Here is a 21,420-nt window from a genome sequence, read left to right on the forward strand (position 1 = left end):
TTGTCGATAACTACGGCGTGAGTTCACCCGCCGCCGAGGAGTGCATGTGCCCTACGGCACGCGCAGGCAGGGGTTCGCTGGACGCCATCGTCAATTGATTACGGGAAGCGCTCGCCGCGGCGAGTTGAGGAGGAGGAACATCCGATGAAGTTCCGTAAATATGCAGCCTTTGCCTTATTGTCGCTCATGGCCCTTCCGGCATTTGCGCAGGATTTCATTGCCGGCATACCGCGCAACGAAACGCTGATCATCCAGGGCACGCCGCAGCAGAATGCCGACTGGTTCAACGTCTGGGCTCCGGGCGGCGGGGCGGCGGCAAACCTCAACGGCCTGCAGCAGCTGACCACCGATACGCTGTGGTTCATCAATCCCGAGGGCGGCAAGGATGCCTGGCAGAATGCGCTTGCCAGCGAACCGCCGAGCTACAACGCCGATTTCACCGAGATGAAGGTAAAGCTGCGCAAGGGGATCTTCTGGAGCGACGGTGTCGAATTTACCAGCGACGACGTGGTCTATACCGTGCAGACGCAGATCGACCATCCCGGCATGGCCTGGAGCGCGCCCTTCACCGTCAATGTCGCGAGTATCGAAAATCCTGATCCGCAGACCGTCGTCTTTCATCTGAAGAAGCCGAACTCGCGCTTCCACACGCTGTTCACGGTGCGTTGGAATGCCGCCTGGATCATGCCGAAGCACGTCTTCGAGAAGGCCGCCGATCCGCTGTCCTTCAATAATAATCCGCCGGTTTCGCTCGGGCCCTACCAGCTGCAGAGCTATGACAAGGGCGGCAACTGGACGATCTGGAAGCTGCGTGATGACTGGCAGCGCACGTCGATCGGCCTGGCTGCGGCACAACCGCCTGAGGTCAAATACGTCGTCTATCGGGCCGCCGGCAATCCGGAAGCGCGCGTCATCGAACAGCGCAACCACAATCTCGACGTCATCAACGACATGGCGCCCGAGGGCATGTTCTCGATCATGCGCGACAGCAAGAGCACGGCCTCCTGGCTGAAGGGCTTTCCTTTCGCACATCCGGACCCGACGCTGCCTTCCGTTCTCTTCAATACGAAGAAGGCGCCCTTCGACAATAAAGACGTGCGCTGGGCTCTCGCTCTACTGATCGATATCCGCGAAGTGGCGCTCGGCTCCTACCGCGGCGCGGCCAATATCGCCGCCCTTGCCACGCCGCCGACGGGTTCTGCCCCGGACGACTATTACGCACCGATGCAGGACTGGCTGACGAATTTCGAGCTCGACACCGGATCCCGCAAGATCAAGCCCTACGATCCCAACATCTCGGCGCAGATCGCCAATATGGTGCGCAGCCAATGGGCCGATCAGATCCCGACCGATCCGGCCAAGCTGCAGCGTACATTCGGCTTCGGCTGGTGGAAGAAGGACGTTCAGGCTGCAACCGAGCTGCTGCAGAAGGCTGGTTTCAAGAAAAGCGGCCGCCAGTGGGTGAAGCCTGACGGCACGCCCTTTACGATCCGCCTGCAGGTGGAAGGCGATGCCATCCCGACGCTTGCCCGCGCCGGCACGGTGATCGCCCAGCAATGGTCGCAGGCCGGCATCGCGACCAAGGTCGATGTCGCCGGCCCGACCAATGGCCAGCGCCTCAGCACCGGCGATTTCGAGACGGCGATCTACTGGAGCATCGAGACCTGGGGCGGTCATCCCGACCTCTCCTTCTTCCTCGACAGCTATCATTCGGAGTTCATCAAGCCGGTCGGGCAGATCCAGCCGCCGCGCAATCTGCAGCGCTGGCAGGATCCGCGTCTCGACCAGCTGATCGAGCGCAATCGGTCGATCGCCTTCGATTCGCCCGATGTCGCCAAGCTCGGCCAGGACTTCCTGAAGCTTGCCGTCGAGGAAATGCCGATGATCCCGCTGATGGCCTACAACAAGTTCGCACCGCTCGATACGACCTACTGGACCAACTGTCCGAGCGCTGACAATCCCTATTCGGCCTCGGGTCCGAACTGGTCGAACATTCGCTACATGGTGGTCGGGCTGAAGGCCAATCCGGATGCGCCGAAGCCTTGATCGAGGCACAACAAAGGAAACAGCCGGCCGCCGGCTGTTTCCGTTCTGCTATTGAAGGGTCGATGTCATGAACGGCTTTCTGATCTATGCGGCAAAACGCTTTCTGCAATTTCTCTTCGTGGTCTTCACCGGCATCACGCTGGCCTTCCTGATCGCGCATTTTTCGCCGGTCGATCCGATCGAGCAGACCGTATCGCTGTTGACGAGCTTCGGTTCCACCGATCCGCAGGCCGTCGAAATCCTCCGCGAATCGCTGCGCGAGCTCTACGGCACCGGCGGCCCGCTGCTGGAGCAGTATTTCACCTTCTGGGGCCGTGTCCTGACCGGCGATTTCGGCCCGTCGCTTTCGTCTTTCCCGACTCCGGTGATGACCGTTATCGGCCGGGCACTGCCCTGGACCGTCGGGCTTCTGACGCTCGCAACGATCATTTCCTGGATCATCGGCAATTTTCTCGGCGCGCTTGCCGGCTATTTCCGCAGCAGCAAGCTGCTGAAGGTCGCCGGCATCGTCATCATGGCGCTGCAGCCGATCCCGACCTACATCATCGGTCTCAGCCTGGTGATCCTCTTCGGTTTCATCTGGCCGATCCTGCCGATCAGCGACGGCGCGCAGGTCAATCTCGCGCCGGCCTTCAACTGGGCCTTCATCAGCTCGGTGATCGAACACGGCATCCTGCCGGCCCTGACCCTCGTGCTCGTCGGCATCGGCGGCTGGTTCATCTCGATGCGCTCGCTGGTTTCCAACATCGTCACCGACGACCACGTCGTCTATGCCGAACTTGGCGGCGTGCGCTCGCGCAGCATCTTTTCGCAATATGTGGCGCGCAACGCCATGCTGCCGCAGGTCACCGGCCTGGCGCTCAGTCTCGGCAATGTCTTCGGCGGCGCCGTCATCGTCGAGTTCGTCTTCAATTATCCCGGGATCGGCAAGCTTCTGATCTCCGGCATCTATTCCGGCGATTACAGCCTCGTGCTCGGTGTCACCACCATCGCCATCATCGCGGTTGCCGCCGCGGTCTTCGTGATCGACATCATCTATCCGCTGATCGATCCACGCGTGAAACTGGGGTAATCCGCGATGTTCAAAGTCCTCAGAGACCTGCTGCGCTACAACAAGGAGTTCCTGCTCGGAACCATCCTGATTTCTATCATCCTGGCGCTGATCGTGGCGTCGTTCTTCTCGCCCTATGACGAGAATGCCATCTATGTCGTCGCGCCCGACATGCCGCCTTCGGCCGAATTCTGGCTCGGCACCACCTCGCGCGGCCAGGAGGTTTTCTGGCAGATCGCCGCCTCGATGCGCAATACGCTGTTCTTCGGCATCATCGTCGCCTTGGTCAGCCGCATCATCGCCATCGCCGTCGGGCTGATCTCCGGCTATATCGGTGGGCGAACCGACCAGATCATCATGGCGGTCAACGATACGCTCGGCGCACTGCCGAACATTCCGATCCTGCTGCTTCTGGTCTTCGTGCTCCGCGACCAGATGACGTGGTTCATGCTGGCGATCACCGCAGCGCTGCTCGGATGGACACATGACAGCCGCCTGATCCGTTCCGTCGCCCTGTCTCTCCGTCAGCGGGAATTCACCCGGCACGCGGTCTTTTCGGGCATGCGCACACCGCAGATCCTCATCCGCGAACATCTGCCCTATGTCATGCCGATCGTCTTCTTCACGACGATGAACAACATGATCTGGGCGATCGGCCTCGAAGTGACGCTCTCGGTGCTCGGATTTTCCGACATCAACCGGCCGACGATCGGCGGCATGATCTACTGGGCCAATGCGCATTCCGCGATGGTATCGGGCATATGGTGGTGGGTCGCCTTTCCGATGCTCTTCGTCGTCATCCTCTTCCTCGGCCTGTTCATGCTCGCCATGTCGGTGAACGAATATATCGACCCGCGCTCGCGGCTCGCCCGCATGGGAGCTTGAGGAGATGCAGAACCTGATGAGGACGCAGCCTTTGACCCTTGCCGAAAACACCATGGACGCACTGACGATCGACGGGCTGAAATGCTACTACGTCAACGACTATTTCGGTGTGCGGCGGGAAATCCGCGCAGTCGACGATATCAGCCTGACCATCCGCAAGAACGAGATCTACGGCATTGCCGGCGAATCCTCGAGCGGCAAGACATCGCTGATCAAGACGCTTGCCGGCGCCATCCGCCCGCCGATGCGCGTCGTCGGCGGAACGGTGAAATTCAATTTTGCCGACGGGCCGATCGATGTCTACGGCGAACCGGCGAAGATGAAGGCGGCACGCTGGCGTCACCTCTCCTACATCATGCAGGGTTCGATGAACGTGCTGAACCCGGTCAGAAGGGTCAAACACGCCTTCACCGATTTCGCCTCCCGCCATATGAACCTCGATCCCGCCGCCTTCCGCGCGCGCGTCGAGGCGCATCTTGCCAGGCTGCATCTCGATCCTCATGTGCTCGAAGCCTTTCCGCATCAGCTTTCGGGCGGCATGCGCCAGCGTCTGACGATCGCCCTTGCCACCGTCTGCGAGCCGGAATTCATCATCGCCGACGAGCCGACGACGGCGCTCGACGTGCTTGTCCAGCAGGACGTGCTGGCGCTGATCAAGGAAGTGCAGACCCGCCTGCAGTCCTCGGTCATCTTCGTGACCCACGACATGTCTGTGCATGCCGCCATCACCGACCGGCTGGCCATCATGTATGCGGGACGGCTGGCGGAGGAGGGGCCGACGCAGGCGATCTTCGACAATCCCCAGCATCCCTACACCGTCCACCTGATCGGCAGCCTGCCGCGCATTGGCGACGTCTCGACGCGGAAAAGCCTCAAGGGCAAGCCGCCGGCACTTTCGGATCCGCCTTCGGGATGCCGTTTCCATCCACGCTGTCCGATCGCGATCGACAAATGCGCACGTGAAGTGCCGGCGATGCTGCCGAGCGCGACGGGAGGGCGGGTCGCGTGCTTCCGTGCCGGGGAGTACCAGATCCAATGAGCAGCAATCTCCTCGAACTCGACCATGTGACCAAGCTCTTTCCGATCGGCGGTTTCTTCTCGCGCGAAAAGATGAAGGCGGTCGACGATGTCAGCTTTGCGCTTGCCGCCGACAAACCCGAGATATTCACGATCGTCGGCGAATCCGGCTCCGGAAAATCGACGCTGGCGAAGATGATCCTCGGCAGCGAAAAGGCCGATCGGGGCAGCATTCATTTCGACGGCACGGATGTGAAGGCGGTGCGGTCCCGCAGGGATCGCGAGGCTTTCATGGCCAAGGTCCAGCCGGTCTTCCAAAATCCATTCGAGGCCTTCAATCCGCTGACCCGGATCGACGAGTATCTGCTGGCCACCGCGCATCGCTTCAAGGGGGCAAAGAGCCGCACCGAGAAAGAGGCGCTTGCCGACGTTGCCCTCCAACGCGTCGGCCTGTCGATGGCGGAGATAAAGGGCCGCTTCTCGCACGAGCTTTCAGGCGGCCAATTGCAGCGCATCGCTGTCGCCCGTGCGCTGATACCCGAGCCGAAGCTGATCGTGGCGGACGAGCCGGTCTCGATGGTCGACGCATCGCTTCGCATGTCGATCGTCAATCTCTTCCGCGATCTGCGTGATGCGCTCAACGTCTCGATCGTCTACATCACCCATGATCTTGCGACCGCCTATTATATTTCCGACCGCGTGGTGATCATGCGCAAGGGCGTGGTGGTGGAGAGCGGCGATGCCAGGGACGTGCTGGAACATCCGAAACACGCCTATTCGATCGCGTTGAAGAACGCCGTTCTGCCGCCCGATCCTCGCGAGGCATCGGCGATCCTGCGTCTGCGGCAGCGCAATGCCGAGACAAATGAAGCCACTTCCGGCAGTGGCGACCGACTTGCCAGGTGAAGCGCAATTCTGAGCTTCACTGTTTAAATCGTTGCGACCAGCCGGAACGCGTCGCTGCGTCTTTGCGGTTCCAATTCCATCGATTTGCGGGCATGGTCTCGCGCGATGAGCACAGATTCGTCCGATCTCTTTGGCGCGCTTTTCGAGGCACCGCCCGCGAACCGAACGGTTCCCGTGCTGGTGCCGATGCCGGCGCCGAAACCCTATTCCTATTCGGTGCCGGATGGCATGGCGGTCGAGCCCGGCTCGGTCGTGCAGGTGCCGCTCGGGCCGCGGCAGGTGATCGGCGTCGTCTGGGACGGCGGCGAGGACGGCGTCGATCCAAAGAAGCTTCGGCCGATCAGCCATGTCTTCGATTGCCCGCCGCTTGCCAGGGAGATGCGGGATTTCATCGATTGGGTGGCGACCTATACGCTCTCGCCGCCCGGCCTCGTCGCCCGTATGGCGCTGCGGGCGCCGAACGCCTTCGAGCCGGAACCGATGGTGGAGGGGCTGAAGCTCGTCGGCGGCGAACCGGAGCGGATGACGCCGGCGCGCGCCCGGGTGCTCGATACCGCCTCCGACGGCTTTTCCTGGACACGCAGCGGCCTTGCGCATGCGGCGGGTGTCTCGACGAGTGTCGTCGACGGGCTAATCACGCTCGGCATTTTTGAGGCGATATTCCTGCCGCCGCCGCCGGTCGTTGCGATGCCGGATCCGGATTTCGCCGCCGCACGTCTCGAAGGGCCGCAGAAGCAGGCGGCAGAAGAGATCGTTGCCGATGTCCGCAAGGGCGAATTTTCGGTGTCGCTGATCGACGGGGTAACCGGCTCCGGCAAGACCGAGGTCTATTTCGAGGCGATTGCCGAGACGCTGAAACGCGGTAAGCAGGTGCTGATCCTGCTGCCGGAGATCGCGTTGACGGCCAGTTTCATGGAGCGCTTCCAGGACCGCTTCGGGGCAAAGCCTGCCGAATGGCATTCCGATCTTGCGCCGCGCATGCGTGAAAAGGTCTGGCGCCAGGCGGTGACCGGCGAAGTGCGGGTGGTGGCCGGCGCTCGCTCGGCGCTCTTCCTGCCCTTCGAGGATCTCGGCCTGATCATCGTCGACGAGGAACACGATCCCGCTTACAAGCAGGAGGATCGCGTCTTCTACAATGCTCGCGACATGGCCGTCGTGCGCGGCCGCATCGGTGATTTTCCCGTCATTCTGGTGTCGGCGACGCCGTCGGTCGAAAGCCAGGTCAACGGGCAGAGCGGACGCTACAGCACCGTCCACCTGCCGACGCGTTTCGGCGATGCGGCGATGCCGGACCTGCATCTGGTCGATATGCGCAGGCACGCGCCGGAGCGGGGCGGCTTCCTGTCGCCTGTGCTGATCCGGGCGATCGGCAAGACGGTGGACAAGCGCGAACAGGCGCTGCTGTTTCTCAACCGGCGCGGTTATGCGCCGCTGACGCTCTGCCGGGTCTGCGGCCATCGGTTCCAATGCCCGCAATGTTCGAGCTGGCTGGTCGAGCATCGTTTCCGCAAGCAGCTGCAATGCCATCAATGCGGCCATGCCGAGCGCACGCCCGAGGCATGCCCAGAATGCGGCACGCTCGACCATCTCGTCGCCTGCGGGCCAGGCGTCGAGCGCATCGCGGAGGAGGTGGAACGGCATTTTCCGGAGGCGCGGACGATCGTTCTCTCCTCGGATATCATGGGTGGGGTGAAGCGGCTGCGGCTGGAGCTGGAAGCGATCGCCAAGGGCGAGGCCGATATCGTTATCGGCACCCAGCTTGTGGCAAAGGGGCACAATTTTCCGCTGATGACGCTGGTCGGCATCGTCGATGCCGATCTCGGCCTTGCCAATGGCGACCCGCGCGCGGCCGAACGCACCTTCCAGCTCTTGTCGCAGGTGACGGGCCGGGCCGGGCGCACCGGCCTCAAGAGTCATGGGTTGCTGCAGACCTATCAGCCGCAGCATCCTGTCATGCAGGCAATTGTCTCCGGCGATTCCGACGCTTTCTACGAGCGCGAGATCACCGAACGCGAACGCGCCATATTGCCGCCTTTCGGTAGGCTGGCGTCGATCATCGTTTCGGCCGAAACCCGCCACGACGCAGAAAACCATGCGCGCGGCATGCGCAACGCCGCACCGCAGGTGTCAGGTATCTCGGTGCTCGGTCCGGCCGAAGCGCCGCTCGCGCTGGTGCGCGGCCGCCACCGCTTCCGTCTTTTGGTCCACGGCCGGCGGAACTCGGACATGCAGGGCTTTCTGCGGGCGATGCTCTCACAATCGCCCAAAGAGCGTGGATCGGTGCAGGTGCAGCTGGATATCGATCCGCAGAGTTTTCTCTAAATCAAATGAAGTCGCCATTTCCTCCTTTTTCGGCCCATGCCATAAAACACTGATTCATCCGGGTGATTTGGGGCTGATGCATGGAGTTTTACTTTCCGACCGAGCTTGGCGAGCAGCTTGCCTTTTGCTCCGCGGCTTTCACGGCGCTTGCCGGCTTCATCATGATGTTCGCGCCGGGCCATACTTTCCGTCTTCTCGGTCTGCAGGCGCAGGAGGGGCGGCCGGAAGGCTTCGGCGAGGGACGCTCGATGGGCGGTTTCTATCTCGGTTTCGGGCTGTCGGCGATCATGCTCGCCCAGGACTGGATCTACATGGCGCTCGGCGCCTCCTTCGCGATGGCGGCCTTCGCCCGTGTCATCTCGATTCTGTCCGATAAGGGGAGTAATCTCGTCAACTATTTACTCCTGGTTGTGCAGATCGCTTTGGCCGCGCTACCGCTGCTCTACGTTTTCGGCTTCACCCAGACGTGACTCTTACTGCCGGCAGACGGCTTCTTCGGCCTGCTTTCAGGCCATTGCGCGATTTTGCAGACAGAAATTCATGCGAAAGGCGTATTCGGGCATTACGCGTGTTGCGAGTCCGAACATCCTATGTTAGACGGACCCCGAATTTCGGAAGAAGCAAGAGGCTTCTCTTGTGATTTCTGGGGGAAATCAAAACGAATTCAAGATCATAGGTTCGGCGCCCGCCGAGAGCCGGATTTTGGGTTGAAATCAGGGAAATTTGTGCCAGTGGCAGACACGTCCCAGCTTACTTCTGGTGTTGCCGAACGCTATGCCTCGTCGCTTTTCGAACTGGCGCTCGAGCAGGGCGCCGTCGACAGCGTCACCGCCGATCTTGATCATTTCCAGGCTATGCTGGATGAGAGCGCCGATCTGAAGCGCTTCGTCGCAAGCCCGGTTTTTTCCGCTGAAGACCAGCTGAAGGCGATCGTCGCCATCAGCGAGAAGGCCGGTATCAGCGGTTTCTTCGCCAATTTTCTGAAGGTCGTGGCGCGCAACCGCCGCCTGTTCGCCCTGCCGGGCATGATCAAGGCCTTCCGCATCATCGCCGCGAACCATCGCGGTGAAATCTCCGCCGAGGTCACCTCGGCGCATGCGCTTTCGCAAGCGCAGGAAACCGAATTGAAGGTGGCACTCAAGAGCGTTACCGGCAAAGACGTGACGATTGCCGTCACGGTTGATCCGTCAATTCTTGGTGGCCTGATCGTGAAGGTCGGGTCCCGTCAGATTGATACGTCTCTTCGTACCAAACTCTCTACCCTTAAGCTCGCATTGAAAGAGGTTGGCTGATGGATATCCGCGCCGCGGAAATTTCCGCAATTCTCAAAGACCAGATTAAAAATTTCGGCAAAGAGGCAGAAGTCTCGGAAGTCGGCCAGGTTCTCTCCGTCGGTGACGGTATCGCTCGTGTCTACGGTCTGGACAATGTCCAGGCCGGTGAAATGGTCGAGTTCCCGGGCGGCATCCGCGGCATGGCCCTGAACCTCGAATCCGACAATGTCGGCGTCGTCATCTTCGGCTCCGACCGTGACATCAAGGAAGGCGACACCGTCAAGCGGACCGGCGCCATCGTTGACGTTCCAGTTGGTCCGGAACTGCTCGGCCGCGTCGTCGACGCGCTCGGCAATCCGATCGACGGCAAGGGCCCGATCAACGCGACGCGCCGTTCGCGCGTCGACGTCAAGGCTCCCGGCATCATTCCGCGCAAGTCGGTTCATGAGCCGATGTCGACCGGCCTCAAGGCCATCGACGCGCTGATCCCGGTCGGCCGCGGCCAGCGCGAGCTGGTCATCGGCGACCGCCAGACCGGCAAGACTGCGATCCTTCTCGATGCCTTCCTCAACCAGAAGGCCATTCACGACAACGGTCCGGAAGGCGAAAAGCTTTACTGCGTCTACGTCGCCGTCGGCCAGAAGCGTTCGACCGTCGCCCAGTTCGTCAAGGTGCTCGAAGAGCGCGGCGCACTGAAGTATTCGATCATCGTTGCCGCCACCGCTTCCGATCCGGCGCCGATGCAGTTTCTGGCGCCGTTTGCCGGCTGCGCCATGGGCGAATATTTCCGTGACAACGGCATGCATGCGCTGATCGGCTACGACGACCTGTCCAAGCAGGCCGTGTCCTACCGCCAGATGTCGCTGCTGCTGCGCCGCCCGCCGGGCCGCGAAGCCTATCCGGGCGACGTTTTCTATCTGCACTCGCGCCTGCTCGAGCGCGCTGCGAAGATGAACGACGACAAGGGCGCCGGTTCGCTCACCGCTCTGCCGGTCATCGAAACGCAGGGCAACGACGTGTCGGCCTTCATTCCGACCAACGTGATCTCGATCACCGACGGCCAGATCTTCCTTGAAACCGACCTGTTCTACCAGGGTATCCGCCCGGCTGTGAACGTCGGTCTGTCGGTTTCCCGCGTCGGTTCGTCGGCGCAGATCAAGGCGATGAAGCAGGTTGCCGGCTCGATCAAGGGCGAACTCGCCCAGTATCGCGAAATGGCCGCCTTCGCCCAGTTCGGTTCGGACCTCGACGCTGCGACGCAGCGCCTGCTGAACCGCGGTGCACGCCTGACCGAACTCCTGAAGCAGCCGCAGTTCTCGCCGCTGAAGACGGAAGAGCAGGTCGCCGTGATCTTTGCTGGCGTCAACGGCTATCTCGATAAGCTGCCGGTCGCTTCGGTCGGCAAGTTCGAGCAGGGCTTCCTCTCATATCTGCGTTCGGAAGGCTCCGCCATCCTCGACGCGATCCGCACGGAAAAGGCAATCAGCGACGATACCAAGGGCAAGCTCAATGCTGCTCTGGATAGCTTCGCAAAGTCTTTCTCGTAATCAGGCCCTAAGTTAGGACGGATCACGGATGCCTTCACTTAAGGATCTGAAAAACCGGATCGCCTCCGTCAAGGCGACGCAGAAGATCACCAAGGCGATGAAAATGGTCGCCGCGGCGAAGCTTCGGCGTGCGCAGGAGGCGGCCGAGGCCGCCCGGCCTTATTCGCAGCGCATGGGTGTGGTTTTGGCGAACATCGCCAAGGCCGTCACCGATGCCGACGGCGCACCGACGCTGATGACCGGCACTGGCCAGGACAAGGTCCATCTGCTGGTGGTCTGCACGGCCGAACGCGGTCTTTGCGGCGGTTTCAACTCGCAGATCGCACGCTTTGCACGCGAACAGGTCCGCAAGCTGCTTGCCGAAGGCAAGACGGTGAAGATCTTCACCGTCGGCAAGAAGGGTCACGATATCCTTCGCCGCGAATTCGCCTCTCTGATCATCGAGCGCAAGGAATTGCGCGACGTCAAGCGGGTCGGCTTCGAGAATGCGGATCAGATCGGCAAGCGTATCATCGAGATGTATGCTGCCGGCGAGTTCGACGTCTGCACGCTGTTCTATTCCGAGTTCAAGTCGGTGATCAGTCAGATTCCGACGGCGCAGCAGCTCATCCCGGCTTCAACGGGAGCTGTGCAGGCCGAAGATGCCGCACATGCAGGCGCCGTCTACGAATACGAGCCGGATCCGGCATCGATCCTCGAAGATCTGATCCCGCGCAACATCTCGGTCCAGATCTTCCGCGCGCTCCTTGAGAACGTCGCAGGCGAGATGGGCGCCAAGATGAGCGCTATGGACAATGCGACGCGTAATGCCGGTGAGATGATCAACAAGCTGACGCTGAGCTACAACCGCCAGCGTCAGGCGCAGATCACCAAGGAACTCATTGAAATCATTTCGGGCGCGGAAGCGCTCTGAGGCTAGGAAAAGAGGGTCAGAAAATGGCTGAGGCAGCTACCCCCAAGATCGGCTCTGTCGGCAGAGTCACCCAGGTTATCGGCGCCGTCGTCGACGTTGCTTTCGAAGGCGAACTGCCGAAGATCCTGAACGCGCTGGAAACCAGCAACAACGGCAACCGCCTGGTTCTCGAAGTTGCGCAGCACCTTGGCGAAAACGTCGTCCGTACCATCGCGATGGACTCGAGCGAAGGTCTCGTCCGCGGTCAGGAAGTCGCCGATACCGGCGCTCCGATCATGGTCCCGGTCGGCAACGAGACGCTCGGCCGCATCATGAACGTCATCGGTGAGCCGGTCGACGAAGCCGGTCCGCTGGTTACCGCTCACAAGCGCTCCATCCACCAGGAGGCGCCGTCCTATGTCGAACAGTCGACGGAATCGCAGATTCTGGTGACCGGCATCAAGGTCGTCGATCTTCTGGCTCCCTATGCACGCGGCGGCAAGATCGGCCTCTTCGGCGGCGCCGGCGTCGGCAAGACCGTTCTGATCATGGAATTGATCAACAACGTCGCCAAGGCGCATGGTGGTTATTCGGTTTTCGCAGGCGTCGGTGAACGCACCCGCGAAGGCAACGACCTCTACCACGAAATGATCGAATCGAACGTCAACAAGCATGGCGGCGGCGAAGGCTCGAAGGCCGCGCTGGTTTACGGTCAGATGAACGAGCCGCCAGGCGCCCGCGCCCGCGTCGCCCTGACCGGCCTGACGGTTGCCGAACACTTCCGCGACCAGGGCCAGGACGTTCTGTTCTTCGTCGACAACATCTTCCGCTTCACGCAGGCAGGTTCCGAAGTGTCGGCTCTGCTCGGCCGTATCCCGTCGGCCGTCGGTTATCAGCCGACGCTGGCAACCGACATGGGCCAGATGCAGGAGCGCATCACCACGACGACGACCGGCTCGATCACCTCGGTTCAGGCCATTTACGTTCCGGCCGACGACTTGACCGACCCGGCGCCGGCAACCTCGTTTGCTCACCTTGACGCAACGACGGTTCTGTCGCGCTCGATCGCTGAAAAGGGCATCTACCCGGCGGTCGATCCGCTCGACTCCACGTCGCGCATGCTCGACCCGATGGTCGTCGGCGAAGAACATTACGACGTCGCCCGTAAGGTCCAGTCGACGCTGCAGCGTTACAAGGCCCTGCAGGACATCATCGCGATCCTTGGCATGGACGAATTGTCCGAAGAGGACAAGATTGCTGTCGCCCGCGCCCGCAAGATCGAGCGTTTCCTGTCGCAGCCGTTCTTCGTCGCCGAAGTCTTCACCGGTTCGCCGGGCAAGCTGGTTGCTCTCGAAGACACGATCAAGGGCTTCAAGGGCCTCGTCAACGGCGAATATGATCACCTGCCGGAAGCTGCCTTCTACATGGTCGGCTCGATGGAAGAAGCGGTCGAAAAGGCCAAGAAGCTCGCAGCTGCTTAATGAGCGATGCGCTAGACGAGATATTCTGCTGCGACTCCCTGAAAGGGGTCGTGGCGGATCTTCCGGAACCGGCAGCGCCGACCGTCTATCGCGCCGATAATGGCGTGCTGATGATGGTGGTGGGGCTGGTCCAGAGCGAGGAAGGCCTCGGTTATCTCGACCAAGCGATAATGCACTGCCCGTTCTGCGGGACTAAATTGCAAGATGCGAACGCCATAGCCGAGAAGGTAAGTCACTGATGGCTGACAATTTCAACTTTGAGCTCGTTTCGCCGGAGCGTCTGCTGCTGTCGGAGATGGTGACCGAGGTCGTCATCCCCGCGACTGAAGGCGAGATGACGGTCATGGCAAACCATGCGCCGACGATGACGACGATCAAACCGGGTGTCGTGAGCGTGCGTTCGGCCTCCGGCAAGAAGCAGGACTACGTCGTGTTCGGCGGTTTTGCCGATATCCTGCCGACCGGCTGCACATTGCTGGCCGAATCCGCGGTTCCGGTCGAGGAACTCCACAAGGACGAACTGACGCGCCGCATCGAGGCCGCCCGCAAGGAACTCGAACATGCCGAGTTGCACGAGCACAAGTCGAAGCTCGAGCACTTCATCATGGAACTGACGCACCTGCGCGGCGTCGTTCAACAGGATTGATTACAATCGGTAAGATCCATGAAACGCGGCCGCGATGGCCGCTTTTTTGTTTCTGCCTTTATCTGTCGATGTATGGAAAACAGCACTATCGGCCGAGTTGAAATTAAGCGGCGGCCGCAACAATTCAAAGGGCTAATGCGACCTTTGCGCGTCTGATAAGACGCGTGACGCTGCAGGGCGGCCTACCTCTGGTAGTGATGCCGGCTTCGTCTCAGAAGCCGGTTCCACCGCGCAGCTCGATGACGACCGTCTTGAACAGGATCTTCAGGTCGAGTAGCAGGCTGAAATTCCTGACATAATAGATATCGCAGGCGATGCGAGCGCGGGCTGCCAGGGGCCGCGCCGTCGGGCCGCGCCAGCCGCGCGTCTGCGCAAGGCCGGTGATGCCGGGGCGCATGATGTGGCGGTGGTGGTAGTCCGGCACCAGTTCCTCGTAGAGCCGACCGGCTGCCCGCATATTGATGGCGTGGCAGCGCGGGCCGACCAACGACATCTCACCCCTGAGAACGTTGAAAAGCTGCGGCAGCTCGTCGATATTGGTCTTGCGGAGCACCGAGCCGATGCCTGTCACCCGGCTGTCGCCCTTGACGGTCTGTTGAATGCCGCTCGGATCGCAAGCTTCCGCACGCATCGACCGGAACTTGAAGACCATGATCTTCCGGCCGTTCAGCCCCCAGCGGATCTGGCGGAAAAACACCGGACCGCCATCGTCGAGTTTGATGAAAAGAGCGATTACCAGAAAAAGCGGCGCCAGCACGATGAGGGCGCTGACTGAGGCGACGATGTCGATCAACCGCTTCACGCCCAGCCGCACAGCCATCTTTCTTTCGATAAGGGAAAAGCTATCCGGCTGGCGAATGTTGGAGTTCGCTATAACCAGGGTCTTGGTTTTGTCCTGACGCTGAGACGGATCGAAGCGTGGATTCGTCTTCGAAGTAAAAGCATTCATTACGCAAGGTCCACAAGTTTAGATGCGATACTGAACAGCAGGGAGACAAATACATGGTCACGTATCGTTTGTCATCGGGATAAATAAGAATTTGATAACCCTAAAGACGCCAAAAATGGGAGTATTCCGCGTTAACCTTAACGCCTGTAGTTGCGTTTACGGGAAATTTATACTTTGAAAGGAGTAGCCCGATTGGGTTGACGAGATGTCAGCCGGCTTCCGAAATGGATCGCCGGCTTTTCCAGCAGCGCGTAGCTGAGGGTTGCGACCAGAAGGATGAGCGCTGCCGCCAATCCGCAAGACTGCAGCCAGCCAGTGACGACATTTTCCGAGGAAACGCCGAACGAACCCGGGTCGAGCCTCTGGATCAATATCAGGATGATCTCCTGCCAGATATAGATGCCGAAGGAGATCCTTGCGATGTAGCGGACAGGAGCGTTGTCAAGCAGCACGCCTAGGCGTTGTGAATGGCTGAGTGAGACGAGCGCCGTTGCGACTGCCAGTGGAAAGACCGGAAAACCGTAGGGGATTTCGAGCCAGCCGTAGGCTTCGGCGGAGCCGCCGGGCGATATGACGAGGCGGTAGGCGGCAATGGCGAGGGCGAGGAGCGCTGCGGCATCGAACCAGGAGGAGCGCCTTCTTGGCAGCATGACCTCGACGCCGGCGGCAAGCGCGCCGAGCGCGAAGACGGCGAAGAAGCCGATCGGGTTATATCTCGGCATCCACTCCTTAGCCCCGCCCTGCAGGCCATACTGCCAGCCGCGTCCGATGTCGTCGAGCGGAAGGAAGGTCAGGATCAGCACATGGGCGAGGAGTACGCCGGTGATGACGCAAAGCCAGGCGAAGCGGGCAAGCAACGGGCGCTGCCTCAGGAAAGGCAAACGAAACAGCACGAGAAAGCAGACCGGCAGGAGCACATAGCTGGTGACCTCGAAGGGAATGGACCAGAGCGGCCCGTCGGCTTCGACAGGAAACAAGGTGCGCCAATGCCATTGGCTCATGAACAGCAGCCCGGAGACGTAGCGGAGCACAAGCTCAGGCGTCAGCGGCAGAGCCAGCAGCGTTAGGCTGAGGGCGAAGCCGACGGTGGCGGCGAACCAGAAGCCCGGAGCGATGCGCGCCATCCTGCGTATCGTGTAATGCCGCAGGCTCGGCATGTCGCTGGCCGCGTCGAGCGCGCGCCAGAAGGGATAGGCAAGAAGAAAGCCGCTGAGCACGAAGAAGATGGCGACGCCGAAATTGCCGAAGCGGAGGATATTTGCGGCCGGTCCGAGTTCGTCGGGGATTCTGCGCATATCCAGCCGCAGCGCGAAGTGGTGGGCGAGCACCAGCAGACAGGCCGTCGCGCGCAGAAAGTCCGCTCCGGCCAGTCTCTCCTGTTGTCGCATCTTATCCCCCGCCCTGCCCAGAGCATGATGCCGAAAAGTGTGAGCGGTTTTCGGACGACATCATGCTCCGGGGTCTCGGACTTTGCAGCGGAAAGTCACGACGGGCAAGGCAGGCGTTGGGCTCAGTCGAGAAGTTCGTTGGTATAATAGGTGGAAAAGTCCGGCTTCTCCTTGAGTGCGGCGCCATTCGCATCGACCAGAATACCATTCTCGATCAGGAAGCCACCCAGGGCCTCGGCCTTTGCCGGGTCGAGCTTACCGATCACACCGGCCTCGGATTTCAGGAAGTGGCCCTCGATCAATGCCTTCTGAGAAGCCTTTACCAGTTCCGTATTCATCAGTGCGCCGTTGCTTCCAGAGATCAACAGGTCGCAGGCTTCGTCGGGATGGTCGACGGAGTAGGCATAACCCTTTCGTGTCGCCTGGATGAAGGCGCGGGCGTGGTCCCGACTTGCGGAGAGATAGGCGTCGCTGGAGACGATGACCGTCGTCTGCTCGTCGGGAATGCCATAATCGGAATAGTGGAAGCGGCCGATCTTGCGGTTTTCCAGTTCGGCAGCGATGCCTTCCCAGGTGTAGATCTCCAGCGTGAAATCGATCGAGCCATTGTCCAGCGCCTCGTAAGCGGAGGTGCCGAGGGTGACGGTCTTGACGTCGCCTTTGCCGCCGTCATTGCGGATCATCGCCGAGATCAGCGCGCTCTCCCAGGTGCCACCAAAGCCGCCATAGGTCTTGCCGTCGAGGTCTTTCGGGCTCTTGATGTCGTCGCGTCCGCCCTTGAAGATCAGGCGTGCGGTTTCCGTCTGGACGACGCCGTAGACCATCTTCACGTCACCGCCGCCAGCGCGTTGCGTCAGCGTCTCGATCTCGCTGCTGATGCCGAAATCGGCAACGCCGTTCGACACCAGCGTTCCGGCGCTGGTATCGGTGAAGGGAAGAATCTCGACATCGAGCCCGGCATCGGCATAGAAGCCCTTCGCCTTGGCGACATAGATGCCGATATGGTTGGTGTTGGGCGTCCAGTCGAGCGCGATGCGAACCTTTGCGGGCGCCGATTGGGCAAAGGCAGTGCGGCCGGCGACGCTTGCCGCGATGGCGGCGAAGATCGTCTGGCGACGGGTGAGAAGCAGCATGGTGACCTCCTCAGGTCTCTAGAGCATGATGCCGAAAAGTGTGAGCGTTTTCGGACGACATCATGCTCTAACTCTTTAAATTAGAACAGGATTCAGATTTTAGGCCGACCGACCTAAAATCATCCTGTTCTAGCGGATGAAGCAGGGTTTGCAGGATTTCGGTTTCGATCGCCTGGGCCGCCGGCGAGCCGAGATCGGCGATGCTTCTCGGACGGGGCAGGGGAACGCGGAATTCACGGATGATACGCGCTGGACGGGCCGAAAGCACGTAGATCCGGTCGGAGAGGAACACGGCCTCGCGAACATCATGGGTGATCAGCAGCGCCGTCCAGCGGTGCTCGGTCCACATGCCCTGCAGCCATTCCTGGATCTGCGTACGCGTCAGCGCGTCGAGGGCGCCGAAAGGCTCGTCGAGCAGCAGCATGTCCTGGGTCTGGACGACGGTGCGCAGCAGCGCGGCGCGCTGGCGCATGCCGCCTGACAGCGCGGAGGGATAGTGTTGCTCGAAGCCTGCAAGGCCGAAGCTCTCGAACAGCGGCGCGACGGCGGCGCGGGCCGCGCGACGGCTCATGCCTTTCACTTCGAGACCGAGTGCTGCATTGTCGATGATCCGGCGCCAGGGCATCAGCGCATCGCGTTGCGGCATGAAGGCGAAGGAATGCGGCGCCTGTTCCAGCGGCGCGCCTTTGAAAAGCATGGTGCCGGAATCGGGCCGAAGCGCCTGGGTCAGCAGTCGCAGCACCGTCGATTTTCCGGAGCCGGATGGGCCAACGATCGAAACGAACTCGCCGTTTGCGACAGCGAGTGAAATGTCGTCCAGCACCTTCATGCCATCGAAGGACTTCGAGATGTTGCTGAGTTCAACCATTGCATCGCTCATCGGCGCTGCTCCCCGGATGGCTGCCAGGGCATAACGAGGCGCTGGATCATCAGCGTCAACCCGAAGAGGCAGAGTGTCAGCACGGCGCTGACGATGACGGCGGCGAGCACGAGATCGGGTCGGAAGTTGTTCTTGGCGTTGAGGATATAGATGCCGAGGCCGCGGGCGGCACCGGCATATTCGGCAAAGATCGCGCCGACGACGGCATAGGTGATCGAGATCCGCAGGCCGGCGAAGAAATAGGGCAGCGAGGAGGGAAGCCGTGCCAGACGGAAAATGCGCCAGCGGCTCGCCTTCATCGAATTCAGCAATTCGGCGATGTCGCGGTCAGTCGATTCATAGCCCTGCAGCAAGGCGACGAGCAGCGGGAAGAAGGTGACGAGCGCCACCAGCAGGATCTTCGGCAATAGGCCGAAGCCGAACCAGAGGACGACGAGGGGGGCGATCGCCACCATCGGCAGGGTCTGGCTGGCGATGAAGATCGGCAGCAATGCCCGGCGCATGAAGGGCACGAAATCCATGAGGATCGAGGCGGCGAAGGCGAAGGCAAGCGACAGGGCGAAACCTCCGAGTGTCGCGCCGAGCGTCGGCCAGGTGTTTGATATCAGCGCCTCGCGGTTCAGCCAACCCTGGATGACGATACGCGACGGCGCCGGCAGGATGGACGGTTTGATGCCGGAGAGATCGACATAGAGTTCCCATGCCGCCAAGAAGGCGCAGCCGGCGAGCAAGGCGGGTATGCCCCGGTAGAGAGCGGCGCGGAGCGCGGCAAGGCGCGATTCCGATGGTTTTGACGGTGTCATCAGCGTTCTAATTCAGGCCTTCGTCGGGCTGTTGGCGGAAACCGTGACATCTAGGGTCACATGTCCTTCGGGGTCGCCGAAGCGATAGAAGGCCTCGCGAATGGTGGCGAAGACCGCGCCGGCATCGCCAGAGAGCCTGGTACAGAAATTCTTGGCGCGGTCGAAGGTGCCGGAGCGCTTCAGGAAGTCGATGCAGCCGTAGATCTCGTCCATATGGGTACCGGTTCCCATGACGTAGAGCGAGAATTGCGCAGCGGTCGGCTGTCCGGTCTCGGCGGTGGTTTCAACCGCGGCAAGTGCGGCTGTTATACGCTCGGCAAGCGGCTCCGCCTGGCCGAGGGAGGGGTTGACGCCGCAGATGGCGTCGTCGGGCTCGCCGGGGCAGCCGCGTGAAATCGCAGCGGACAGCACGCAATGCTCGCCGGTCTTTGCGGCAGAGACGAAAAGGTCGTGCATGGCGGCGAAGAGGATGTCAGGCGGGCCGACCAGCAGTGTGGAAATGTCATCGGTCTCGATGCGCAGCCGGTCGCGATAGGGATCGAGCACCTTGACGGCATCGAGAATGATGCCGACGAAATTGTCGGACATCGGATAGAGTGACACTTGTGCGCCTGAGAACATCTGAACCTCGCTCCGCTGGCATTACCCAGATCAGCTTTGAAGGGTCCAGAGGCTTGCGCCTCACATCTCAGCCCCGGCAATACGGAGCCCCCCTGTTATTTGCGCGGAAACTATCACCGGGGTTTTCTCCCCGCAACCGCAAAATTGCGAACCCGTCCGTGCGGTCGGAATGAACCGGATGTGACGGAAAACACCCGGGCGGAGGATCTGCCCGGGTGTTCCCAATGGTTCCGTACCTGCCGGGAACGGAACCGGAGCTTTCTGGCTCAGGCGGCTAGCGCATAACCCCGAAAATCGGAATCTATTTTCGGAAAGGATTATGAGCAGATTCAAAGTGATAGAGCGTCCTTAGCGTGTCTGAAAAGACGCGCGGCGCTCTATTTCGGCATAGGGACGATTGCTGCGGGCGGTGACGAGCGCCTGCGTCCACCATTCCAGCCTCGCCATCATCCGATCGAGCAAACGCATTCCATCGGCGGGATTATCGAGTCGTCCGTCTGGATCGAAGCGGTTCCAAGGTGCGGCAAAGCTGACCGAATCGCGGATGGTGACGGCGTGCAGTTCGGCAAAGACCAGCCGCAGCTGTTCGACGGCGCGCAGGCCGCCGGATATGCCGCCATAGGAAACGAAGGCGACCGGCTTGCCCTGCCAGGGCTCGAAGAAGAAATCGATGATCGACTTCAACGAGGCGGTGAAGCTGTGATTATATTCCGGCGTGACGATGATGAAGGCGTCGGCCATGCCAAGCCGGCCGGCGAGCCTGCCGATTTCGGGGTGCGCCATGTCACGGTTAGACGGCAGCGCGAAATTCAATGGATCGATGATATCGATATCGAATTGCGGGAAGCGGACGAGTTCCTGCGTCAGCCATTTGACCACCCGGTCGCAGATGCGGCCCTCTCTCGTGCTTCCATAGATGACAACCAGCCTGGTGGGTGTTTGCATGCGTGCTCCTTATTGCGATTGGACTTTACGATTGCAGGAGCAAGGGTTATAAAACCTCAACTAATATTGAGGTCAAGAGGCAATGGATACAATTCCGGCAGCGCCGCTCGGCAAGCTCCTGACGGTCGGCGAAGTGGCGGAGCGCAGCGGCCTGGCCGTCTCGGCACTGCATTTTTACGAGACCAAGGGGCTGATCTCGAGCATCCGCTCCCGTGGCAATCAGCGGCGCTATGGGCGCGATGTGCTTCGCCGGCTCGGCATCATCAAGGTGGCGCAGCGTGTCGGCATTCCGCTTTCGGAAATCCAAGCGGCGTTCACGTCCCTGCCGCAGGGACGCACGCCGACCGTCGCCGACTGGCAGACGCTGTCGGCGCTGTGGAAGGATGATCTCGACGCGCGAATCAGGCGGCTTAGCCTGCTGCGCGACCGTCTGACCGGCTGCATCGGCTGCGGCTGCCTGTCGATCGAAAGCTGTCCGTTGCGCAATCCCTGTGACCGGCTCGGCAAGGAAGGGCCGGGCGCGCGACTTCTGGAGGCCGAAAACTAGTCTTCCGCAGGAACGTGCATCTTTCCGGAAAGATCGATGCGCGCCTTCCTTTCGGTCGGCGCGCTCATATGTTAAGGGCGAATGACA

General features: G+C 61.0%; 21 protein-coding genes and 1 riboswitch. Of the genes, 14 read left to right on the forward strand and 7 right to left on the reverse strand.

The features are described from left to right. The first annotated feature begins 144 nt into the window (after window positions 1-144). The 13 genes from ACM5SV_RS08245 (at window position 145) to ACM5SV_RS08305 (ending at window position 14,067) form a co-directional block, all read left to right on the forward strand. A complete protein-coding gene (locus tag ACM5SV_RS08245; protein WP_419425174.1) occupies window positions 145-2,046 on the forward strand; it encodes an ABC transporter substrate-binding protein in 1,902 nt (633 codons plus the stop codon). A gap of 67 nt (window positions 2,047-2,113) precedes the next feature. Next, window positions 2,114-3,118 (forward strand): ABC transporter permease, encoded by a 1,005-nt coding sequence (locus ACM5SV_RS08250; RefSeq protein WP_003543481.1) that lies wholly within the window; start codon window positions 2,114-2,116, stop codon window positions 3,116-3,118. Window positions 3,119-3,124: 6 nt separating this feature from the next. Next, window positions 3,125-3,982 carry an ABC transporter permease gene (locus ACM5SV_RS08255; RefSeq protein WP_012759256.1) on the forward strand — a complete coding sequence of 286 codons (858 nt, stop codon included), beginning with the start codon at window positions 3,125-3,127 and terminating at the stop codon, window positions 3,980-3,982. 4 nt (window positions 3,983-3,986) lie between these two features. After that, complete coding sequence (locus ACM5SV_RS08260; RefSeq protein ID WP_012759255.1) at window positions 3,987-5,021, forward strand: ABC transporter ATP-binding protein; 1,035 nt, start codon at window positions 3,987-3,989, stop codon at window positions 5,019-5,021. Then, window positions 5,018-5,905 (forward strand): ABC transporter ATP-binding protein, encoded by an 888-nt coding sequence (locus ACM5SV_RS08265; RefSeq protein WP_012759254.1) that lies wholly within the window; start codon window positions 5,018-5,020, stop codon window positions 5,903-5,905. The genes ACM5SV_RS08260 and ACM5SV_RS08265 overlap by 4 nt, the downstream gene beginning before the upstream one ends. Before the next feature lie 105 nt (window positions 5,906-6,010). Beyond that, a complete protein-coding gene (locus ACM5SV_RS08270; RefSeq protein ID WP_012759253.1) occupies window positions 6,011-8,227 on the forward strand; it encodes a primosomal protein N' in 2,217 nt (738 codons plus the stop codon). Between the two features lie 80 nt (window positions 8,228-8,307). Continuing rightward, window positions 8,308-8,697 carry a hypothetical protein gene (locus ACM5SV_RS08275; RefSeq protein ID WP_012759252.1) on the forward strand — a complete coding sequence of 130 codons (390 nt, stop codon included), beginning with the start codon at window positions 8,308-8,310 and terminating at the stop codon, window positions 8,695-8,697. A 255-nt stretch (window positions 8,698-8,952) separates the two neighbouring features. Next, a complete protein-coding gene (locus ACM5SV_RS08280; RefSeq protein WP_012759251.1) occupies window positions 8,953-9,519 on the forward strand; it encodes a F0F1 ATP synthase subunit delta in 567 nt (188 codons plus the stop codon). Beyond that, window positions 9,519-11,048, forward strand: a complete 1,530-nt coding sequence (gene atpA, locus ACM5SV_RS08285; protein ID WP_012759250.1) for a F0F1 ATP synthase subunit alpha — start codon at window positions 9,519-9,521, stop codon at window positions 11,046-11,048. Before ACM5SV_RS08280 ends, atpA begins: the two co-directional genes overlap by 1 nt. 28 nt (window positions 11,049-11,076) lie before the next feature. Next, window positions 11,077-11,961, forward strand: a complete 885-nt coding sequence (locus ACM5SV_RS08290; RefSeq protein ID WP_017995356.1) for a F0F1 ATP synthase subunit gamma — start codon at window positions 11,077-11,079, stop codon at window positions 11,959-11,961. Between the two features lie 23 nt (window positions 11,962-11,984). Continuing rightward, the gene (gene atpD / locus ACM5SV_RS08295) at window positions 11,985-13,421 is read left to right on the forward strand and encodes a F0F1 ATP synthase subunit beta (RefSeq protein ID WP_012759248.1); all 1,437 of its coding nucleotides are present in this window, start codon (window positions 11,985-11,987) and stop codon (window positions 13,419-13,421) included. Next, window positions 13,421-13,660 carry a hypothetical protein gene (locus tag ACM5SV_RS08300; protein WP_012759247.1) on the forward strand — a complete coding sequence of 80 codons (240 nt, stop codon included), beginning with the start codon at window positions 13,421-13,423 and terminating at the stop codon, window positions 13,658-13,660. The genes atpD and ACM5SV_RS08300 overlap by 1 nt, the downstream gene beginning before the upstream one ends. Continuing rightward, window positions 13,660-14,067, forward strand: a complete 408-nt coding sequence (locus tag ACM5SV_RS08305; RefSeq protein ID WP_012759246.1) for a F0F1 ATP synthase subunit epsilon — start codon at window positions 13,660-13,662, stop codon at window positions 14,065-14,067. Before ACM5SV_RS08300 ends, ACM5SV_RS08305 begins: the two co-directional genes overlap by 1 nt. Before the next feature lie 211 nt (window positions 14,068-14,278). Here the strand turns inward: ACM5SV_RS08305 and ACM5SV_RS08310 are convergent, their stop codons facing one another. From ACM5SV_RS08310 to ACM5SV_RS08340, 7 genes are all read right to left on the reverse strand, one after another. Beyond that, the gene (locus ACM5SV_RS08310; protein ID WP_012759245.1) at window positions 14,279-15,016 is read right to left on the reverse strand and encodes a sugar transferase; all 738 of its coding nucleotides are present in this window, start codon (window positions 15,014-15,016) and stop codon (window positions 14,279-14,281) included. A gap of 167 nt (window positions 15,017-15,183) precedes the next feature. After that, entirely contained in the window at window positions 15,184-16,404 is a 1,221-nt protein-coding gene (locus ACM5SV_RS08315; RefSeq protein WP_012759244.1) for an acyltransferase family protein, read from the reverse strand. 122 nt (window positions 16,405-16,526) lie between these two features. Then, window positions 16,527-17,537 (reverse strand): ABC transporter substrate-binding protein, encoded by a 1,011-nt coding sequence (locus ACM5SV_RS08320; RefSeq protein ID WP_012759243.1) that lies wholly within the window; start codon window positions 17,535-17,537, stop codon window positions 16,527-16,529. A 67-nt stretch (window positions 17,538-17,604) separates the two neighbouring features. After that, the gene (locus tag ACM5SV_RS08325; RefSeq protein ID WP_113547560.1) at window positions 17,605-18,417 is read right to left on the reverse strand and encodes an ABC transporter ATP-binding protein; all 813 of its coding nucleotides are present in this window, start codon (window positions 18,415-18,417) and stop codon (window positions 17,605-17,607) included. Further along, on the reverse strand, window positions 18,414-19,220 hold the full coding sequence (locus ACM5SV_RS08330; protein WP_222014525.1) for an ABC transporter permease: 807 nt from the start codon (window positions 19,218-19,220) through the stop codon (window positions 18,414-18,416). Before ACM5SV_RS08330 ends, ACM5SV_RS08325 begins: the two co-directional genes overlap by 4 nt. 12 nt (window positions 19,221-19,232) lie before the next feature. Then, a complete protein-coding gene (locus ACM5SV_RS08335; protein WP_113547558.1) occupies window positions 19,233-19,841 on the reverse strand; it encodes a YkoF family thiamine/hydroxymethylpyrimidine-binding protein in 609 nt (202 codons plus the stop codon). Next, a riboswitch (TPP riboswitch) is annotated at window positions 19,832-19,945 on the reverse strand. Its footprint overlaps the gene before it by 10 nt. A gap of 244 nt (window positions 19,946-20,189) precedes the next feature. After that, window positions 20,190-20,786: an NADPH-dependent FMN reductase gene (locus ACM5SV_RS08340; protein WP_113547557.1), complete on the reverse strand. Its 597-nt coding sequence runs from the start codon at window positions 20,784-20,786 to the stop codon at window positions 20,190-20,192. Between the two features lie 82 nt (window positions 20,787-20,868). Between ACM5SV_RS08340 and soxR the strand changes: the two genes are divergently transcribed. Further along, entirely contained in the window at window positions 20,869-21,333 is a 465-nt protein-coding gene (gene soxR, locus ACM5SV_RS08345; protein ID WP_113547556.1) for a redox-sensitive transcriptional activator SoxR, read from the forward strand. Window positions 21,334-21,420 lie beyond the last annotated feature (87 nt).

Source organism: Rhizobium sp. CRRU65, assembly GCF_048551595.1.
In the GTDB taxonomy this organism is placed as follows: domain Bacteria; phylum Pseudomonadota; class Alphaproteobacteria; order Rhizobiales; family Rhizobiaceae; genus Rhizobium; species Rhizobium leguminosarum_J.

What these genes read in the sequence shown, in the direction of transcription:
- ACM5SV_RS08245 (WP_419425174.1), top strand. Translation starts at nt 145, where the DNA reads ATGAAGTTCCGTAAATATGCAGCCTTTGCCTTATTGTCGCTCATGGCC.
- ACM5SV_RS08250 (WP_003543481.1), top strand. Translation starts at nt 2,114, where the DNA reads ATGAACGGCTTTCTGATCTATGCGGCAAAACGCTTTCTGCAATTTCTC.
- ACM5SV_RS08255 (WP_012759256.1), top strand. Translation starts at nt 3,125, where the DNA reads ATGTTCAAAGTCCTCAGAGACCTGCTGCGCTACAACAAGGAGTTCCTG.
- ACM5SV_RS08260 (WP_012759255.1), top strand. Translation starts at nt 3,987, where the DNA reads ATGCAGAACCTGATGAGGACGCAGCCTTTGACCCTTGCCGAAAACACC.
- ACM5SV_RS08265 (WP_012759254.1), top strand. Translation starts at nt 5,018, where the DNA reads ATGAGCAGCAATCTCCTCGAACTCGACCATGTGACCAAGCTCTTTCCG.
- ACM5SV_RS08270 (WP_012759253.1), top strand. Translation starts at nt 6,011, where the DNA reads ATGAGCACAGATTCGTCCGATCTCTTTGGCGCGCTTTTCGAGGCACCG.
- ACM5SV_RS08275 (WP_012759252.1), top strand. Translation starts at nt 8,308, where the DNA reads ATGGAGTTTTACTTTCCGACCGAGCTTGGCGAGCAGCTTGCCTTTTGC.
- atpA (WP_012759250.1), top strand. Translation starts at nt 9,519, where the DNA reads ATGGATATCCGCGCCGCGGAAATTTCCGCAATTCTCAAAGACCAGATT.
- ACM5SV_RS08290 (WP_017995356.1), top strand. Translation starts at nt 11,077, where the DNA reads ATGCCTTCACTTAAGGATCTGAAAAACCGGATCGCCTCCGTCAAGGCG.
- atpD (WP_012759248.1), top strand. Translation starts at nt 11,985, where the DNA reads ATGGCTGAGGCAGCTACCCCCAAGATCGGCTCTGTCGGCAGAGTCACC.
- ACM5SV_RS08300 (WP_012759247.1), top strand. Translation starts at nt 13,421, where the DNA reads ATGAGCGATGCGCTAGACGAGATATTCTGCTGCGACTCCCTGAAAGGG.
- ACM5SV_RS08305 (WP_012759246.1), top strand. Translation starts at nt 13,660, where the DNA reads ATGGCTGACAATTTCAACTTTGAGCTCGTTTCGCCGGAGCGTCTGCTG.
- ACM5SV_RS08310 (WP_012759245.1), bottom strand. Translation starts at nt 15,016, where the DNA reads ATGAATGCTTTTACTTCGAAGACGAATCCACGCTTCGATCCGTCTCAG.
- ACM5SV_RS08315 (WP_012759244.1), bottom strand. Translation starts at nt 16,404, where the DNA reads ATGCGACAACAGGAGAGACTGGCCGGAGCGGACTTTCTGCGCGCGACG.
- ACM5SV_RS08320 (WP_012759243.1), bottom strand. Translation starts at nt 17,537, where the DNA reads ATGCTGCTTCTCACCCGTCGCCAGACGATCTTCGCCGCCATCGCGGCA.
- ACM5SV_RS08325 (WP_113547560.1), bottom strand. Translation starts at nt 18,417, where the DNA reads ATGAGCGATGCAATGGTTGAACTCAGCAACATCTCGAAGTCCTTCGAT.
- ACM5SV_RS08330 (WP_222014525.1), bottom strand. Translation starts at nt 19,220, where the DNA reads ATGACACCGTCAAAACCATCGGAATCGCGCCTTGCCGCGCTCCGCGCC.
- ACM5SV_RS08335 (WP_113547558.1), bottom strand. Translation starts at nt 19,841, where the DNA reads ATGTTCTCAGGCGCACAAGTGTCACTCTATCCGATGTCCGACAATTTC.
- ACM5SV_RS08340 (WP_113547557.1), bottom strand. Translation starts at nt 20,786, where the DNA reads ATGCAAACACCCACCAGGCTGGTTGTCATCTATGGAAGCACGAGAGAG.
- soxR (WP_113547556.1), top strand. Translation starts at nt 20,869, where the DNA reads ATGGATACAATTCCGGCAGCGCCGCTCGGCAAGCTCCTGACGGTCGGC.